The organism is Janthinobacterium sp. MP5059B, assembly GCF_001758645.1.
GTDB lineage: Bacteria > Pseudomonadota > Gammaproteobacteria > Burkholderiales > Burkholderiaceae_D > Janthinobacterium > Janthinobacterium lividum.
Window position 1 is genome coordinate 184,744 of the sequence record NZ_LRHX01000019.1, and the last position, 15,636, is coordinate 200,379.

Genomic DNA, 15,636 nt, shown 5'->3' on the forward strand with positions numbered 1-15,636 from the left:
GCCATGCCCCCATCGTGTTCCTTCGTCGCCACAGGCAATCAAATCGCTTGCGTCATCGATTCGTGGGTGCTATCTTTGGAACCGGTTCCAAAATAAAAATATGCATATCAACAGGTAGTGGAGAGCAACCTTGGATTCAGTACGCGGCAGCAAAAAAACAGTCTCCGGCGAGCCGGCCCGGCCCGTGACCATCGCCCAGGTGGCGCGCGAGGCGGGCGTGTCGAAGACGAGCGTGTCGCGCTTTCTCGGCGGCGAACTCGATGCCCTGTCCGAGAACATCCGCCAGCAGATCACCAGCACCATCGCGCGCCTCGGCTACCAGCCGAACCAGATGGCGCGCGGCCTCAAGCGCGGACGCACGCGCCTGATCGGCATGGTCGTGGCGGACATGCTCAATCCCTACACGGTGGCCGTGCTGCAAGGCGTGGAGGCGGCTTGCCAGCAGCATGGCTATACCTTGATTCTGTGTAATACCGGCAATGACGAACTGCGCGAGCGCCAGTCGCTTGCCGCGCTGCGCTCGTACAGCGTGGAAGGGCTGATCGTCAACACGCAGGGGCGCAATATCGAGTCGTCCGACTTGCAGCAGGCGGGCATGCCCATCGTGCTGGTCGACCGCCGCATCGAAGGCGTCGATTTCGACCTGGTGGGCCTGGACAATGTGCAGGCTGGCCGGCTGGCCACGGCGCATCTGATCGGGCAGGGTTTCGACGCCATCGCCTTTGTCGCGCCGCCCTTGACCGGGGTCAGTTCGCGCCTCATGCGCGCCGACGGTTTCCAGTCCGTGATGGCCGAGCATCCGGGCTGCGTGGGCGAAGTGCTGGCGGTGGACCTGGACGACCGGCCTTCCATCGACGCGCAGGTGCGTCTATGCCTGGCACGGTGGCGCGGCCGCCGCGTGGCGCTGCTGGCATCGAACGGCATGGTCGCGCTGGAACTGGCGCTGATGCTGCAACGCCTTGCATTGCGCATGCCGCAAGACGTGGGCTTGCTGGGCTTTGACGAATTGCCATGGTCGCCGCTGGCTGGCCTGAGCACGATCGAGCAGCAGACCTATGAAATTGGCTTTTCGGCGATGACGTGCATGCTGTCGCGCCTGCAGGGCGATCAGTGCCCGCCGCGCGAGGTGCTGTTGCCAGGCAAGCTGATTGTGCGCAATTCTACCCAGGGTAGCGAAGTGCGCAAGGACGGCGATTGACGGGAAGAGGGCGTTTGCCCTTTTTTTTGGGTAAGTAATGGAACCGGTTTCATAAAAGGTGTTCTCACTGGAAAGGGGCATGAATCGGCAAGGCAGGGCAATGGCAGGAGGTTGGTACAACACGGCAAGAGACGATCTGAATCGTCCATTTGACAATATTCCCGGAAGCGCCTCGACGAGGCCGGTACCGGGATCACAGGAGACGGAAACATGAAGATGACCACACTGTTTTATTCGAAAATACTGGCTTGCGCACTGGCAGCCACGTGCGCCCTGGGCGCGGCCGCCGACGCCGGCGCGCAGACGCTTGGCAACCTGATCAAGAAAGGCAAGCTGACCATCGGCGTGGTCAGCGGCACGCCGCCGTTCGGCAGCATCGACGCCAAGGGCGTGCCGGTCGGCTATGACGTCGACGTCGCCAACCTGATCGGCAAATACCTGAACCTGCCCGTGGAAGTGGTGCCCCTGACGGCGCCGTCGCGCGTGCCGTCGCTGGAATCGGGCAAGGTCGATTTTCTCGTGGCGACCCTGGCGCCCACGCCGGAGCGGGCCAAGACACTGATGTTTACCATGCCCTACAGCGCGTTTGAGTTGGCGATCGTCGCGCCGGTCGGCGGCAAACTCAAGGCCCTGGCTGACCTGAAAGGCAAGAAGGTGGGCGTGACGCGCGGCACCACGAATGACACGGCGCTGAGCCGCATGGCGCCGGCCGGCACCAGCATCGTGCGCTTCGAGGATGATGCCACCGTTACCCAGGCCTTGCTCAGCAAGCAGGTCGATGCCGTCTCGATCCCCAGCACGATGGCGCTCGACATCATCAAGACGCGCGGCGCGGGCAAGATCGAGGTCCGCTTCGCCTACTCGTTGCAGCCCAACTCGATGGCGGTCCGCCGCGGCGACTTCGAGCTGCACCAGTGGCTCAACAACTTCATCTACTACGTCAAGCTGAACGGCGAACTCGACGCCATCGCGCGCAAGTGGAGCGGCGCGCCGCTGCCAGCGCTGCCGACCTTCTGATACCGCCACCCGCACAGGGAGAGTGTTTGTCCGCACGGCGCGCCGCCATGGTGGCGTCGCCGGGGATGCGCACGTAGACAAGGAGTTGAGTATGCCGTATGAATTTCATTTCGAACTCGTCATGCAATCGCTGGACCGCCTGTTGTGGGGTGCGGCGCTGACGATACGCCTGAGCGCCTTGGCTATGGTGCTGGGGCTGGCGGTGGGCGTCTGCGCCGCCGTCATCCTGAAGAATGGTCCCGCCTATGCCCGCGCGGTGGTGCGCGCCTATGTCGAGATCATCCGCAGCACGCCGTTCCTGGTGCAGCTGTTCATCATTTACTTCGGCTTGCCGTCGCTGGGCCTGCAGCTCGACGCGAACGGCGCCGCGCTGGTCGCCATGACGGTCAACCTGGGCGCCTATGCGGCGGAAATCGTGCGCGCCGGTATCGGCGCCGTGCATCCGTCGCAGCTGGAAGCGGCACAGGCGCTGGGCATGACGCGCTGGCAGGTGATGCGCCACGTGGTGCTGCTGCCGGCGCTGGAAAAAGTGTATCCGGCGCTGGCCAGCCAGTTCACGCTGATGATGCTTGCCTCGAGCGTCGTGTCGGCCATTTCCGCCGAAGAGCTGACCGCCGCGGCCCACCTGCTCGACGCGGAAACCTTCCGCAGCTTCGAGATCTACATCGTCGTGATGGTGCTGTACATCCTGCTGGCCCTGCTGTTCCGCTTCGGTTTCTGGGTGCTGGGCCAGATCGTCTTCAAACGCCGCCGCCATCTGGGCGCGGTGCGCATGGGAGCATGACATGATCAGTGACTTTTCCTGGGATAACCTGCAATTCCTGCTCGAGGCCACGCGCTGGACCATCGGCCTGTCGCTGATCGTCTTCATCACGGGCGGCATCGCCGGCTTCGCCGTGGCGCTGCTGCGCACGGCGCGCAGTCCGGTCCTGCGTTGCATCAGCGCCCTGTACATCCAGCTGATCCAGGGCACGCCCGTGCTGATCGTGCTGTTCCTCACCTATTACGGCCTGGCCCTGTTCGGCTACAAGCTGTCGCCGATCATCGCGGCGGGGGCGGCGATGACGATCTTTGCCAGCGCCTACCTGGGCGAGATCTGGCGCGGCTGCATCGAAGGCGTGCAGCGGCAGCAGTGGGAAGCATCGGCCGCGCTGGCGCTGAACCGCTACCAGCAGCTGCGCTACGTCATCCTGCCGCAGGCGCTGCGCCATTCGCTGCCGCCGACGGTGGGCTTCATGGTGCAGATCATCAAGAACACTTCGATCACCTCGATCATCGGCGTGGTGGAACTGACGCGGGCAGGGCAACTGGTCAGCAACGCGACCTTCCTGCCTTTCATCGTCTTCCCCGTCGTCGCCCTGATCTACTTCGCGCTGTGCTATCCGCTGTCGCGCTACAGCCATTCACTGGAAAGGAAATTCCATGCCCATCGTTGAAATCGACCATATCAGCAAGAGCTTCGGCGCCAACCATGTGCTCAAGGGCGTGTCGTTCGCCGTCGAGCGGGGCCAGGTGATCGCCGTGATCGGCCGCAGCGGCTCCGGCAAGAGCACCATGCTGCGCTGTATCAATGGCCTGGAAACCATCGACAGCGGCAGCATCGTCGTGGCCGGCCATACGCTGACGGCGCGCCAGGAGCATCTGCTCGACTTGCGCAAGGATGTCGGCATGGTCTTCCAGAGCTACAACCTGTTCCCCCACCTGACCGTGGAAGAAAACGTCATGCTGGCGCCGCGCATCGTGAAGAAAGTGCCCGACGCCCAGGGCCGCGCCACGGCGCTGCGCGTGCTCAAGCAGGTAGGCCTGGACCACAAGCGCGAAGCCTATCCCGAGCAGCTGTCGGGCGGCCAGCAGCAGCGCGTGGCGATCGCCCGTTCGCTGGCGATGGAGCCGCAAGTGATGCTGTTCGACGAAGTGACGTCGGCGCTCGACCCCGAGCTGACGCAGGAAGTGCTGAAGGTGATGGAAGAGCTGGCGCAGGCCGGCATGACGATGCTGCTGGTGACGCACGAGATGGAGTTCGCGCGGCGCATGGCCGACCTCACCGTCTTCATGCACCAGGGGACGGTGTGGGAGAGCGGGCCTTCGGAGGCCTTCTTCAGCAACCCGCAAACGCCCGAAGCGCGCCAGTTCGTCGGCGCGGGAGCGATCAAGTGAGCCCCGTTCTGGTGGCGGCGTCGGCCTATGGCGCAAGCAGGGTACGGCAATTGGGGCAAAGCCATTTCATCGACGTGGTGGCCGATGCGGGCGGCGCCGGCATCGAGATCCGCCGCGAACTTTTTACTTCCGACTTGCCGGACCTGGCGCGCATGGGCGCGGCGGTGGACGCGCGCGGCCTGTACTGCGTGTATTCCACGCCCGTCGAATTGTGGGGCGCGGACGGATTGCTGCAGCACGAGCTGCTGAAGCAGATGCTGGACGAGGCGGCGCGCCTGGGCGCGCGCTACCTGAAGGTGTCGCTTGGCCATTACCCGGCCGCGCCGGAGCTGCAGGCCTTGAACGCTTTGTTGGCGGCCGCGCCCGTGGCGCTGCTGGTGGAAAACGACCAGACGGCCCATGGCGGCAAGCTGGCGACGATGGCGCGCTTCCTGGCGGCGGCGCGCGAAGGCGGGCTGCCGGTGGGGCTGACCTTCGACATCGGCAACTGGCGCTGGGTGGGTGAGGACGCGCAGCAGGCGGCGCGCCTGCTGGCGCCGTACGTGCGCTATGTGCACTGCAAGGCTGTCATCGATGACGGGGGGCGGTTATCCGCCTGCGCCGTTTCCGACGCCGATCCGGCCTGGCGCGCCGTCTTCGCACACTTTGCGCCGGGCGTGCAGCGGGCCATCGAATTCCCGCTCGAGGGCGCCGACCTGGTGGCCGAAACGGGCCGCTACATTCAAATCCTGGAGGCCGCATGATCAAACACGAAATGCTGCATGGGGAGCACGCGCTCGATGTCGTCACCTACGGCGAGGCGATGGCGATGTTCGTTGCCGAGGAAACGGGCGACCTGGCGGCCGTGGCGCATTTCACGCGCCGCCTGGCCGGCGCCGAGACGAATGTCGCCATCGGCCTGGCGCGCCTGGGCTTGCGCGTCGGCTGGCTGAGCCGGGTGGGCGACGACTCGTTCGGCCGCTTCATCCGCGCCAGCGTGCAGGCGGAAGGCGTCGATTGCAGCCGGGTCGCCACCGTCGCCGGCCAGTCCAGCGCCTTCCTGCTCAAGGAGAAGGCCGAGAACGGCGCCGATCCGCTGGTCGAATACTTCCGCAAGGGGTCCGCTGCCAGCCGGCTGGCGCCCGAGCACTTCGACCCCGCCTATTTCCTGTCCGCGCGCCACCTGCACGCCACGGGCGTGGCCGCCGCGCTGTCCGAGACCAGCCTGGCGTTCGCCGGCCAGGCCCTTGACTTCATGCGCGCCAACGGCCGGAGCGTATCGTTCGACCCGAATCTGCGGCCCTCGCTGTGGCCGTCGCAAGCCGTGATGGTCGAACAGATCAACCGCCTCGCCGCCAAGGCGGACTGGGTGCTGCCCGGCCTGGGGGAGGGGAAAATCCTCACCGGCCACGACCTGCCGCACGACGTCGCCGGCTTTTATCTGCAGCAGGGCACGCGGCTGGTGGTCATCAAGCTGGGCGCCGAGGGTGCCTATTACCGCACGGCCGATGGCGACAGCGGCATGGTGCCGGGCGAGCGCGTGGCCAACGTGGTCGACACGGTGGGCGCCGGCGACGGCTTCGCGGCCGGCCTGGTCAGCGCCTTGCTGGAAGGCTTGCCGCTGGCGCAGGCGGTCAGGCGCGGCAACCGGGTCGGCGCCTTCGCCATCCAGGTGGCCGGCGACATGGAAGGCTTGCCGACCCGCGCCCAGCTCGACGCGCTGGTCCCATCTTGAACCGAACAGGGGAAAACTCGTGAAAAAACATGTGATTGTGTATAAAAAGCTGGCCGAGCCGCTGCTGGCGCGCCTGCGCGCCGAATGCGAGGTGACGTATTTTGAGGCGATCGATGCGGGCAACCGCGCCGCGTTCGCGGCCGCCATCCGCGGCGCGCACGGCTTGCTGGGCGCCAGCGTGCGCCTGGACCGCGAACTGCTGGACCCGGCGGAAGAGCTGCGCATCATTTCCACCATTTCCGTGGGCGTCGACCAGTTCGACGTGGATTACCTGCGCGAACGGGGCATCTTGCTGGCCAATACGCCCGACGTGCTGACGGAAACGACGGCAGACACGATCTTCGCGCTGATCCTCGCCAGCGCGCGGCGCGTCGTCGAACTGGCCGAATTCGTCAAGGCCGGACGCTGGACGCGCAGCGTGGGCGAAAGCCAGTACGGCGTCAACGTGCATGGCAAGACCATCGGCATGCTGGGCATGGGCCGCATCGGCCGCGCCGTCGCACGCCGCGCCGCGCTGGGCTTCGGCATGCAGGTGCTGTACGTGAACGGCGAAGCGGTGCCCGAGGTGGAGGCAGCGCTGGGCGCGCGCCAGGTGGCGCTCGACGACTTGCTGGCCGGCTCCGATTTCGTCTGCGTGGTGCTGCCGCTGACGGCGCAGACGGAACGCATGATGGGCAGGCGCGAGTTCGCGCTGATGCGCCCCGGCGCCATCTTCATCAACGGTTCGCGCGGGCGCATCGTCGACGAGGCGGCGCTGATCAAGGCGCTGCAGCAGGGCACCATCCACGGCGCCGGTCTCGACGTGTTCGAGCGCGAACCGCTGGCGCCGGACAATCCGCTGCCGGGCATGGCCAACGTGGTGGCGCTGCCGCACATCGGCTCGGCCACGCACGAAACGCGCTACGCCATGGCGCAGCAGGCCGTGGACAACCTGCTGGCAGGCTTGCGCGGCGAGCGTCCGCGCCACCTGGTGGGCTAGGAACAGTTTTCACAAGAAGATAGACAGGGCAAGACATGAAGAAGAAGGTAGTAGGGGCAATGATCATTGGCGCCGGCAGCGGCCTGTGTTGCGCGCAGTCGAACGTGGCCGTGTACGGCATCATGGACATGGGCGTGGTGTCCGAGAGCGGCGGCCCCGGGGGAAGGGTGCTCAAGGTGACGAGCGGCATCGCCAATGGCTCGCGGCTCGGTTTCAAGGGCAGCGAAGACCTGGGCGGCGGCATGACGGCGCTGTTTACGATGGATGCGGGCATTCTGGCCGACACGGGCGCTTCGGCCCAGGGCGGCCTGCTGTTCGGGCGCCAGGCCTTCGTCGGCCTGGGTGGCGCGGCGGGCACGCTGCGGCTGGGCCGCCAGTACACCTTCATCGACAGCAGCCTGGGAGCGCTGGACCCGTTCTACCTGGGTTTTGCAGGCAGGATGAGCAACGTCTTCACGGCCGGCTATATCAGCCGGGTCGACAACAGCATCACCTACAGCTCGCCCGTGCGCGGCGGGCTTTCCGGCGAACTGGCGTACGGCTTCGGCGAAGTGCCCGGCGACGCTTCTGCCAGGCGCTACACGGGCGCGGCGGCCACCTATGCCAGCGGGCCGCTGTATCTGCGCCTGGCGCACCAGGATGCCAACACCCTGTCAAACGCGCTGGTGGCGGGCAGGGCGCGCAACACGGTGCTTGGCGCCACCTGGGACTTCGGCGTGGTCAAGGCGCATGGCGCCGTCGCCGTCAGCAAGAGCACGGCGGGCGCCGCCACCACGGTCGACAGCGCGGACCTGATGCTGGGCGCCACCGTGCCTTTTGGCCCGCACCGCGTCCTGTTCTCGTACGTGCGGCGCGACGACCGGCGCGCCGCCAACGGCGACGCTTCCCAGGTCGGCATCGGCTACACCTATGCGCTGTCGAAGCGCAGCACCTTGTATGCCGCCTACGCGCATATCGACAACCGCAACGGCGCCGCCTATGTGGTGGGCAACGCCACTGACAACGGCACCGGCAACCAGGCCTGGAACCTCGGCCTGCGCCACACTTTTTAACGGGAGAATCTAATGAAGAAAATCGGATGGATACTGGTCGGCGCCAGCACCGTGGCGCGCGAATGGATGGTCGACGCGATCCGCCAGCAGGGCGATGCCGAAGTGCTGGCCGTGGTCAGCAGGGACGCCGCACGCGGCGCCGCCTTTGCCGCGCAGTTCGGCATCGGTGCCAGCTACACGGACCTGGATGCGGCACTGGCCCATCCGGGCGCGGACGCCGTGTACATCAGCACCACCAACGAGTTGCACATGGCGCAAACCTTGCAGGCGGCGCGCGCCGGCAAGCACGTGCTGTGCGAGAAGCCGCTGGCGCTGAACCTGGACGACGCCCGCCGCATGGTCGACGGCTGCGTTGAAGCGGGCGTGGTGCTGGGGATTAACCACCACCTGCGCAACGCCGCCAGCCACGGCAAGGTGCGCGAGCTGATACGCGCGGGCGAGATCGGCCAGCCCCTGTATTGCCGCGTGCTGCACGCGAACAACCTGCCGCAGCACCTGCGCGGCTGGCGCCTGGACGCGCCGGAGTCGGGCGGCGTCACGCTCGACATGTTCGTGCACGACGTCGACACCCTGCGCTTCCTGCTGGACTCGGAGCCGCGCCATGTGACGGCCTGCGCCACCAGCGGCGGCATGACGGTGGCCGGGCTGGAAGAGGGCCTGATGGCCGTCATCGAGTTCGACAACGGCACCCTGGTGCAGGTGCACGACGCGTTCAACGCGCCGCATTCGCTGTCCGGCGTGGAAATCATCGGCAGCAAGGGCACCATCTTCGCCGCCGGCGTGATGACGCAGCGCCCCGTCGGCAGCATTACCCTGACGCGCGACGGCGGCAGCGTCGACATCCCCGTTGAGCATGAAAACCTGTACGTGCGCTCGGTGCGCGCCTTCCAGCGCGCCATGCGCGGCGAAGGGCAGCCTGCCGCCACCGGCGACGACGGCATGCGCGCGCTGGCCACGGCATTGGCGGCGCAGCAGGCCAGCCGCAGCCACCAGCGCGTGACCCTGGCCGGCTGACGGCCGGCCGCACAAATAAAAAAGCCGCCTGATCGCAAGACCAGGCGGCTTTTTTTTGCTTTGAAGCATCGAACGCCTGAAAAATCGTAGCGAGCGGATGGGAGTTGCGGCTAAGAAGCGCAACTGTGCTATAGCACAGTGAGCATCGCAGGCCGCAAATCGCGACGCGCAGTAGATTTTTCAGGTGTTCATCACTCTTCGCGGCGGAGGTGCGGGAACAGCAGGACGTCGCGGATGTTCGGCGAATCCGTGATGATCATCATCAGGCGGTCGATGCCGATGCCGCAGCCGCCGGCTGGCGGCATGCCGTATTCCAGCGCGCGGATGTAGTCGGCGTCATAGAACATCGCCTCTTCATCGCCGGCGTCCTTGGCGGCCACTTGCGCCAGGAAGCGGGCCGACTGGTCTTCCGCGTCGTTCAACTCGGAGAAGCCGTTGGCGATTTCGCGGCCGACCATGAACAGCTCGAAGCGCTCGGTGATGCCGGCCACCGTGTCGGAAGCGCGCGCCAGTGGCGACACTTCGACCGGGTAGTCGATGATGTAGGTCGGTTCCCACAGCTGCGCTTCAGCCGTTTCTTCGAACAGTGCCAGTTGCAGCGCGCCCAGGCCGGCCGTGGCGAACGGCTTGACACCGAATTTCTTCAGCTCTTCCTTGATGAATTCCGCATCGTTCAACTGCTCGGCGGTGTAGCCTGGAGCATACTTGTTGATCGCTTCGACGATGGTCAGGCGGTGGAACGGCTTGGCCAGGTCCAGCTCGCGGCCGCCGTAGGTCAGGGTGGCGGTGCCGTGCGCGTCGATGGCTGCCTGGCGGATGACGGCTTCCGTGAAGTCCATCAGCCATTTGTAGTCGGTGTAGGCCGCGTAGAATTCCATCATCGTGAATTCAGGGTTGTGACGGATCGACACGCCTTCGTTGCGGAAGTTGCGGTTGATCTCGAACACGCGGTCGAAGCCGCCCACGACCAGGCGCTTCAGGTACAGCTCGGGTGCGATGCGCAGGAACATCTGCATGTCCAGCGCATTGTGGTGCGTGATGAACGGCTTTGCCGCCGCGCCGCCCGGGATCGTGTGCAGCATCGGCGTTTCCACTTCCATGAACTCGTTCTTTTCCATGAAGCGGCGGATCGACGAGATGGCGGCGGTACGCGCCTTGAAGGTGCGGCGCGTCTCTTCGTTCATGATCAGGTCGACGTAGCGCTGGCGGTACTTCGTTTCCTGGTCGGCCAGGCCGTGGAATTTGTCCGGCAGCGGGCGCAGCGACTTGGTGATCAAACGCAGTTCCGTGACCTTGATGGTCAGTTCGTCCGTCTTGGTCTTGAACAGCGTGCCCGTCACGCCCAGGATATCGCCCAGGTCATAGTGGTGCAGGGCGGCCATGGCCGCTTCGCCGGTGAGATCCAGCGTGGCGTAGATCTGGATGCGGCCGTCGGCTTTCGGGCCGGAGGCGTCCTGCAGGGTGGCGAAAGCGGCTTTCTTGCCCGCTTCGCGCTTGAGCATCATGCGGCCGGCCAGCACCACGGTGACAGGTTCGGCTTCCAGCTCTTCGCGCGTCTTGCTGCCGTATTGCGCATGCAGATCTGCCGCCTTGTGCTCGGGGCGGAAATCGTTCGGGAAGGCGACGCCTTGTTCGCGCAGTGCTGCCAGCTTGACGCGGCGCTCGGCGATGATCTTGTTTTCATCGGGGGCGGCGGCTTGTTCTTGGATATCCGTAGTCATGGTGTTCTTCGTTGGTGATTATTGATGATGTGGTGCCAGCGCTGGCGCCACGCTGGCAAACAGTGCGTCGACGTCGAGCGAGGAGAAATCCGGCACGATGGCAATGACGTTGTCAAAGGCGGCAAACGCTTCGGCCGGCAGGGTGGTGGTGAGCACCACGACCCGCATGCCGGCACGGCGCGCCGCTTCCACGCCCAGGGGCGCGTCTTCGAAGACGATGCAGTTCTCAGGCAGCGCGCCGGCCAGCAGCGCGCCTTTCAGGAAAACGTCCGGGTGCGGCTTGCCCCGTTCCACGTCGGCGGCGCCGACGATGGCGTCGAAGCGGTGGCGCAGGTCCAGGCCGTCGAGCGTGAACGCGATGTTCTCGTTCGGCGCGGCCGTGCCCACCACCAGTCCCACGCCAGCCTGGCGCGCGCTGGCGATCAGCCGGTCGAAGCCAAGCACCGTGGCCAGGTGCGGGCCATACAGTTCGCGGTAGACGACTTCCTTTTCAGCCAGCAGGGTGACGTGGTCGGCTTCCTCGCCCAGGTACTTGGCGATGATTTCGTGTCCCTGCCGTCCTGCCGTGTCGCGGAAAAAGGCGTCCGCGTCCAGCGCATGGCCGTGGCGTTCAAAGAACGCCAGCCACGATGTCGTGTGGAAGGCCATGTTGTCGACGATCGTGCCATCCATGTCGAACAGGAAGGCGCGCTGCGCCGGAGCGGATGCGTTCATCCTTATACGCCTTGCTTGAGCGAGGCGGAAATGAACTCGTCGATGTCGCCATCGAGCACGCCCTTGGTATTACCCGTCTCGAAACCGGTGCGCAAGTCCTTGATGCGGGACTGGTCCAGCACGTAGGAGCGGATCTGGTGACCCCAGCCCACGTCCGTTTTCGAATCTTCCAGCTTTTGCTGCTCGCTCATGCGCTTGCGCAGTTCATGCTCGTACAGTTTCGCTTTCAGCATTTCCATCGCTTCGGCGCGGTTGCGGTGCTGCGAACGGTCGTTCTGACACTGCACCACGATGCCGGTCGGAGCATGGGTCATGCGGACGGCGGAGTCGGTTTTATTAATGTGCTGACCACCGGCGCCCGACGCGCGGTAGGTATCGACGCGGATATCGGCCGGGTTGACGTCGATCTCGATCGAATCGTCGACTTCCGGATACACGAACAGCGACGTAAACGAGGTGTGGCGGCCGTTGGCCGAGTCGAATGGCGACTTGCGCACCAGGCGGTGCACGCCCGTTTCCGTGCGCAGGAAGCCGTAGGCATGATCGCCCTCGACCTTCAGGGTGGCCGTCTTGATGCCGGCTACCTCGCCGTCGGACTGCTCCAGGATTTCGACCTTGAAGCCCTTGCGTTCGCAATAGCGCAGGTACTGGCGCAGCAGCATCGAGGCCCAGTCCTGGGCTTCCGTGCCGCCGGCGCCGGCCTGGATGTCGATGAAGCAGTTGTTCGGGTCCATCGGATTGTTGAACATCCGGCGGAATTCCATGCTTTCGATGACCTTGCGGATTTCCTGCACGTCCTGCTCGATCGCTTCGAGCGTGTCGTCGTCGCCTTCTTCGCGGGCCATGTCGAACAGGTCGCGGGTGTCGCGCAGGTCGGCATCGGCCTTGGCCAGGGTGAAGACGATGGCTTCCAGCGCCTTCTTCTCTTTACCGAGGTCCTGGGCGCGCTTGGGATCGTTCCAGACCGTGGGGTCTTCCAGTTCTTCGTTGACTTGCTCTAGTTTCTCCGACTTGACAGTGAAGTCAAAGATACCTCCGAAGTTCGGCTTCGCGGACCGTCAGGTCGTTGAGCAGGGCGGAGATGATATTGATGCGTTCGGCTTCCATAATGTTCTGGTCTTCTATGGTGAAATCAAACCTTGAATTATACGCGAGCGCGGCCGGTTTCTGATGCCGGCGGCGCCGAATCGATGCCGCACGGGGCAATAAAATGACGATTTTGCTGTATTTGCGACAATATTTTTGCCTTGATGATGGCTACCGTGCTGCGTATGATGCTGGCGATATTGTCTTTCCACAGGAATACATCATGCTTCAATCTCCCCGTCTCGCCCTGTTACCGCTGCTGCTGGCCGGCTGTGGCGCCTTGCCGCCCGCCGCCCACGGACCCGCCCAGCCGCCGGCCGCCGCGCCGGCCGGCAGCAGCGCCACCCTGGCCCTGCTGGAGACGACGGACTTGCACGCGAATGTGCTCAGTTATGATTACTACAAGCTGCAGGCGGAACCGTCGATCGGCCTGGAACGCACGGCGGCGCTGATCGCGCAGGCGCGCGCGCAGTATCCGAACAACCTTTTGCTCGACAACGGCGACACCATCCAGGGCACGGCCCTGGCCGACTACCAGGCATTGGTCAAACCGCTGGCCTGCGACCAGACCCTGGCCATCTACAAGGCCATGAATCTGCTGAAGGTCGATGGCGGCGGCATCGGCAACCACGAATTCAACTACGGCCTGGCGTTCCTGAGCCAGGTGACGGGCAGCCAATTCGACGTCGACAGTGTCGACGCCGGCAAGCCGCGCTGCGCCGGTCCCGCGTTCCCGCAAGTGCTGGCCAACGTCTACAGCGTCAAGACGGGCAAGCCCCTGTTTGCGCCGTACCACATCATCGCCAAGCAGATCACGGCCACCGGCCCCGATGGGCAGCCAATCACGAGCAGCGTGAAGGTCGGCATCATCAGCTTTGCGCCACCCACCATCATGGCCTGGGACAAGCGCTGGCTCGAAGGGCGCGTCTACACGCAGGGCGTGCGCGAGACGGCGGAAAAATTCATTCCCGAGATGCGCGCCAAGGGCGCCGAGCTGGTGGTGGCGATCTCGCACGGCGGCCTCGATGACAGCCCGTATTTTCCCACCATGGAAAACGGCAATTACTACCTGTCGCAAGTGCCGGGCGTGGACGCCATGCTGATCGGCCACTCGCACCAGCTGTTCCCGAACGCGGCCAGCACGGTGCCGCAGTTCAATCTGCCCGGCGTCGACAAGGTCAAGGGCCTGGTCAATGGCGTGCCCACCGTGATGGCCAATTTGTGGGGCAAGCACCTGGGCGTGATCGGTTTGCGCCTGCGCCACGACGGCAAGCAGTGGGTCGTCGACAAGAGCGCCACCACGGTGGAAGCGCGCGGCATCCAGAACGCGGACAAGAGCTACGTCCAGCCTGACCCGGCCATCGCCAGGCTGGTGGCGGAAGAACACGCAGCGACGATCGCCTACGTGCAGACGCCCGTCGGCGCCACGGACTTCCGCATGTCGACGTATTTTGCCGACGTGGGCGACGTCAGCGCCATCGAAGTGGTGAACCAGGCGCAGGCGGGTTATCTGGCCGCCTACGTCAAGGCGAACTTGCCGCAGTATGCCAACCTGCCGGTGCTGTCGATGTCGTCCCCGTTCAAGAGCGGCTCGGCCGGCGTGTCCGACTACACGGACGTCAAGGCGGGCAATGTGGCGCTGAACAACGCGGCCGACCTGTATTTGTATCCGAACGCGCTGTACGGCGTGAAGATGAATGGCGCGGAGCTGAAAGCCTGGCTGGAACAGTCGGCGCAGCGCTTCAACACCATCGATCCGAACAAGCTGGAAGCGCAGGAACTGGTCAATACGGCCCATCCGAGCTACAACTTCGACGCCATCACCAGCGCTGACGTGCGCTACCAGATCGACGTCACGCAGCCGCCGGGCCAGCGCATCCAGGGCCTGACGTACCAGGGCAAGCCGGTGGACGCAGGCCAGGAATTTTTGATTGCGACGAATAACTACCGCGCCAGCGGTGGCGGCAATTTCCCTGGCCTCGATGGCAGCAAGACGGTGGTGGCCTCGCCCGACAACAACCGCGAACTGCTGATCGCCTACGTCACGCAGCAGAAAAACCTGACGCGCGCGAAAAACGGCTCGGCGCGCAGCTGGCGCTTTGCCAAGGTTGCCACGCAAGGCCCGGTGGTCTTCCATTCGGCGCCGAACGTGATCGAGCTGGCGAAAGCGGCGGGCATCGATAACGTCACGCAGCTGAAGCCTGATGATGGTGCGGGCAAGGGCTTTGCGCTGTACCAGCTCGATTTGTCGAAATGATGCTGGCAAACTTGCTGCTGGCCGCCGCGCTGGCGTCCCCCGTGGCAGCCGCGGCGCCCGATGCCACGGCCCAGGCCAAGGTCTTGATGCGCGCGGGCGAGGCGACCCAGCCCCAGGCGCGCGTCCTGTTCGAACAGGACGCGGGGCAGGGCAGCGGGCCTGCCGCGTACTACCTGGGCTTGATGCTGAAGAACGGCATGGGCGGCCCGCAAGACAGTGCCGCCGCGCTGCGCTGGCTGGAACTGGCCGCGCAACGCGGCGTGGCGCCGGCCATGTTCATCGTGGCGAACCTGCTGCAGGACAGCGACGAAGCCAGGGCGCGCTACTGGCTCGACGCTGCCTGCGACCTCGCATACCCGGAAGCGCTGCAGCAGAAGTCCGTCGCCCTGGCGGAGGGCCGCATGGGTTATGCGCACAACGAGGAGCAGGCGAACTTGTACCTGAAGATGGCGACGCACGCGATGGGGCACCGCGCGCCCGAGCCCTGAGAGCATCGCTGGCTACCCGGGGGGTGAATGTATTGAAGGAATTATTTGTTTTTGATCAGAAACATTAATTCTTTGTGATAATTGCTATTCCTTATATTTTCTTTCAATAGTTTGTCATTTGACGGTACTTATTGGTTTTTTTGAAAAATTGTATGGCAATATTTGCCATATGGTTTTTTTATTAACTTGGTAGTTCCGGGAGCCCGTGTGCACAGTCAAATGATACGCCAACAGAAAAC

General features: G+C 64.7%; 15 protein-coding genes. 12 read left to right on the forward strand and 3 right to left on the reverse strand.

Annotated features, from left to right (window positions below):
* Positions 1 to 130: 130 nt before the first annotated feature.
* The 10 genes from JAB1_RS23690 to JAB1_RS23735 all read left to right on the forward strand — a co-directional run bounded on the left by JAB1_RS23690 (position 131) and on the right by JAB1_RS23735 (position 9,131).
* A complete protein-coding gene (locus tag JAB1_RS23690) occupies positions 131 to 1,198 on the forward strand; it encodes a LacI family DNA-binding transcriptional regulator (protein WP_070282021.1) in 1,068 nt (355 codons plus the stop codon).
* 210 nt (positions 1,199 to 1,408) lie between these two features.
* The gene (locus JAB1_RS23695) at positions 1,409 to 2,215 is read left to right on the forward strand and encodes a transporter substrate-binding domain-containing protein (RefSeq protein WP_070282022.1); all 807 of its coding nucleotides are present in this window, start codon (positions 1,409 to 1,411) and stop codon (positions 2,213 to 2,215) included.
* A gap of 91 nt (positions 2,216 to 2,306) precedes the next feature.
* Complete coding sequence (locus JAB1_RS23700; protein WP_070282023.1) at positions 2,307 to 2,999, forward strand: amino acid ABC transporter permease; 693 nt, start codon at positions 2,307 to 2,309, stop codon at positions 2,997 to 2,999.
* A 1-nt stretch (position 3,000) separates the two neighbouring features.
* Positions 3,001 to 3,651 (forward strand): amino acid ABC transporter permease, encoded by a 651-nt coding sequence (locus JAB1_RS23705; RefSeq protein WP_034782946.1) that lies wholly within the window; start codon positions 3,001 to 3,003, stop codon positions 3,649 to 3,651.
* The gene (locus JAB1_RS23710; RefSeq protein ID WP_070282024.1) at positions 3,638 to 4,372 is read left to right on the forward strand and encodes an amino acid ABC transporter ATP-binding protein; all 735 of its coding nucleotides are present in this window, start codon (positions 3,638 to 3,640) and stop codon (positions 4,370 to 4,372) included. Before JAB1_RS23705 ends, JAB1_RS23710 begins: the two co-directional genes overlap by 14 nt.
* On the forward strand, positions 4,369 to 5,115 hold the full coding sequence (locus JAB1_RS23715) for a TIM barrel protein (protein ID WP_070282025.1): 747 nt from the start codon (positions 4,369 to 4,371) through the stop codon (positions 5,113 to 5,115). The genes JAB1_RS23710 and JAB1_RS23715 overlap by 4 nt, the downstream gene beginning before the upstream one ends.
* The gene (locus JAB1_RS23720) at positions 5,112 to 6,086 is read left to right on the forward strand and encodes a sugar kinase (RefSeq protein ID WP_254672239.1); all 975 of its coding nucleotides are present in this window, start codon (positions 5,112 to 5,114) and stop codon (positions 6,084 to 6,086) included. The genes JAB1_RS23715 and JAB1_RS23720 overlap by 4 nt, the downstream gene beginning before the upstream one ends.
* Before the next feature lie 19 nt (positions 6,087 to 6,105).
* Complete coding sequence (locus tag JAB1_RS23725) at positions 6,106 to 7,065, forward strand: D-glycerate dehydrogenase (protein ID WP_070282026.1); 960 nt, start codon at positions 6,106 to 6,108, stop codon at positions 7,063 to 7,065.
* A 35-nt stretch (positions 7,066 to 7,100) separates the two neighbouring features.
* Positions 7,101 to 8,117 carry a porin gene (locus JAB1_RS23730; protein WP_070282027.1) on the forward strand — a complete coding sequence of 339 codons (1,017 nt, stop codon included), beginning with the start codon at positions 7,101 to 7,103 and terminating at the stop codon, positions 8,115 to 8,117.
* Positions 8,118 to 8,129: 12 nt separating this feature from the next.
* Positions 8,130 to 9,131 carry a Gfo/Idh/MocA family oxidoreductase gene (locus JAB1_RS23735; protein WP_070282028.1) on the forward strand — a complete coding sequence of 334 codons (1,002 nt, stop codon included), beginning with the start codon at positions 8,130 to 8,132 and terminating at the stop codon, positions 9,129 to 9,131.
* 191 nt (positions 9,132 to 9,322) lie between these two features.
* Here JAB1_RS23735 and lysS read toward each other — a convergent pair whose 3' ends face one another.
* The 3 genes from lysS to prfB form a co-directional block, all read right to left on the reverse strand.
* On the reverse strand, positions 9,323 to 10,852 hold the full coding sequence (gene lysS / locus JAB1_RS23740; RefSeq protein WP_034782936.1) for a lysine--tRNA ligase: 1,530 nt from the start codon (positions 10,850 to 10,852) through the stop codon (positions 9,323 to 9,325).
* A gap of 18 nt (positions 10,853 to 10,870) precedes the next feature.
* Entirely contained in the window at positions 10,871 to 11,566 is a 696-nt protein-coding gene (locus JAB1_RS23745) for an HAD family phosphatase (RefSeq protein WP_070282029.1), read from the reverse strand.
* Between the two features lie 2 nt (positions 11,567 to 11,568).
* A protein-coding gene (gene prfB, locus JAB1_RS23750; protein ID WP_138829122.1) for a peptide chain release factor 2 occupies positions 11,569 to 12,673 on the reverse strand; the annotation gives its coding sequence in 2 pieces (ribosomal slippage) (positions 11,569 to 12,591 and positions 12,593 to 12,673; 1,104 coding nt in all).
* Positions 12,674 to 12,875: 202 nt separating this feature from the next.
* On the opposite strand from prfB, the gene JAB1_RS23760 reads away from it, so the two are divergent.
* Both JAB1_RS23760 and JAB1_RS23765 read left to right on the forward strand, forming a co-directional pair.
* The gene (locus JAB1_RS23760; protein ID WP_070282031.1) at positions 12,876 to 14,909 is read left to right on the forward strand and encodes a bifunctional 2',3'-cyclic-nucleotide 2'-phosphodiesterase/3'-nucleotidase; all 2,034 of its coding nucleotides are present in this window, start codon (positions 12,876 to 12,878) and stop codon (positions 14,907 to 14,909) included.
* Positions 14,906 to 15,397, forward strand: a complete 492-nt coding sequence (locus tag JAB1_RS23765) for a sel1 repeat family protein (protein WP_070282032.1) — start codon at positions 14,906 to 14,908, stop codon at positions 15,395 to 15,397. The genes JAB1_RS23760 and JAB1_RS23765 overlap by 4 nt, the downstream gene beginning before the upstream one ends.
* Positions 15,398 to 15,636 lie beyond the last annotated feature (239 nt).